We start from the raw sequence: 1,537 nt of genomic DNA on the forward strand, positions 1-1,537 counted from the left end.
GCCGGCGGCTGGCGCGCGACAGGGGGTTGCCCGATCTCCTGCCGAATAACGGCCGAGTAGCAGTCATTCTCTTGACGGAGGCACCATGGAATTCGAAATGCTGGAAACCGAAACCAACGGCACCATCATCAAGGTGGTCGGCGTTGGCGGCGCTGGCGGCAATGCCGTCCAGCACATGATCAACCGCGGCGTGCAGGGCGTCGACTTCATCGTGATGAACACGGACGCCCAGGCGCTGTCGCGTTCGCGCGCATCGTCGGTGATCCAGCTCGGCAACACGGGTCTGGGCGCCGGTGCGAAGCCGGAAATGGGTCGTGCGGCAGCGGAAGAAGCGCGCGAGCGCATCGCCGACGCACTGCGCGGCGCGCACATGGTGTTCATCACGGCCGGCATGGGTGGTGGCACGGGCACGGGCGCGGCGCCGGTGGTCGCGCAGATCGCGAAGGAGATGGGCATTCTGACGGTCGGTGTCGTCAGCAAGCCGTTCGAGTTCGAGGGCGGCAAGCGCATGCGCGTCGCCGAAGCTGGCTCGCAGCAACTGGAGGATCACGTCGACTCGCTGATCGTCGTCCTGAACGACAAGCTGTTCGACGTGATGGGCGATGACGCCGAGATGGACAAGTGCTTCCAGTGCGCGGACGACGTGTTGAACAACGCGGTGGCGGGCATCGCGGAAATCATCAACGTCGACGGCCTCGTGAACGTGGACTTCGAAGACGTGAAGACGGTGATGGGCGAGCAGGGCAAGGCGATGATGGGCACGGCGACGGTCGCCGGCGTCGATCGCGCACGCCTCGCGGCCGAACAGGCCGTGGCGAGCCCGCTGCTCGAAGGCGTCGATCTGTCGGGCGCGCGCGGCGTGCTGGTCAACATCACGTCGAGCCGTTCGCTGCGCCTGTCGGAAACGCGCGAAGTGATGAACACGATCAAGAGCTACGCGGCGGAAGATGCGACGGTGATCTTCGGTGCGGTGTACGACGACGCGATGGGCGATGCACTGCGCGTGACGGTCGTGGCGACGGGTCTGGGCCGTGCGGCGAAGAAGCAGCAGTCGGCACCGATGACGCTGCTGCGCACCGGTACGGACAACCAGCCGGTCAGCGCGGTGTCGCACGGCTATGCGCAGCCGCATCACGTCAGCACGGCCGACTACGGCGCGCTCGATACGCCGGCGGTGTGGCGCAATTCGCGCGAAACCGCGGCATCGCACGTGCAGGCGCTGCAGGAGAAGGGGGTCGACACGTACGACATCCCGGCTTTCCTGCGCAAGCAGGCTGACTGACGCGCAAACACAGGCGAAGCCGCGGCGAAGTTGCCGCGGTAACGCCGGCGTGACGGATGCCACGGACCACGACAGGCCGCGTCGGATGCGACGCCGGGCCGGGAAAGGTGCCCTCTTCGCGTGAGCGAAGCGGGATGGGCCGTGCTGTCCGCGACACGCTGAAAAACCGTATCGCTATGAGGGACCAGCCATGATTCAAGTGGGCGACGCGCTGCCCGACGCGCAATTGTTCGAGTTCGTCGACGACGCGCGCGA

Annotated in this window: 1 protein-coding gene and 1 pseudogene; both read left to right on the forward strand. The window is 66.4% G+C overall.

Translation table 11 applies throughout. The features are described 5' to 3' along the window. The first annotated feature begins 85 nt into the window (after positions 1-85). Positions 86-1,282 carry a cell division protein FtsZ gene (gene ftsZ / locus AC3IFE_RS09930; protein ID WP_006477012.1) on the forward strand — a complete coding sequence of 399 codons (1,197 nt, stop codon included), beginning with the start codon at positions 86-88 and terminating at the stop codon, positions 1,280-1,282. Between the two features lie 190 nt (positions 1,283-1,472). Beyond that, positions 1,473-1,537: pseudogene (locus AC3IFE_RS09935) on the forward strand (peroxiredoxin); the annotation flags it as partial.

This window comes from Burkholderia sp. APQ4-4ca (genome assembly GCF_057837105.1).

Coding starts and splice junctions, on each gene's coding strand:
- ftsZ (WP_006477012.1), top strand. CDS start 86: ATGGAATTCGAAATGCTGGAAACCGAAACCAACGGCACCATCATCAAG.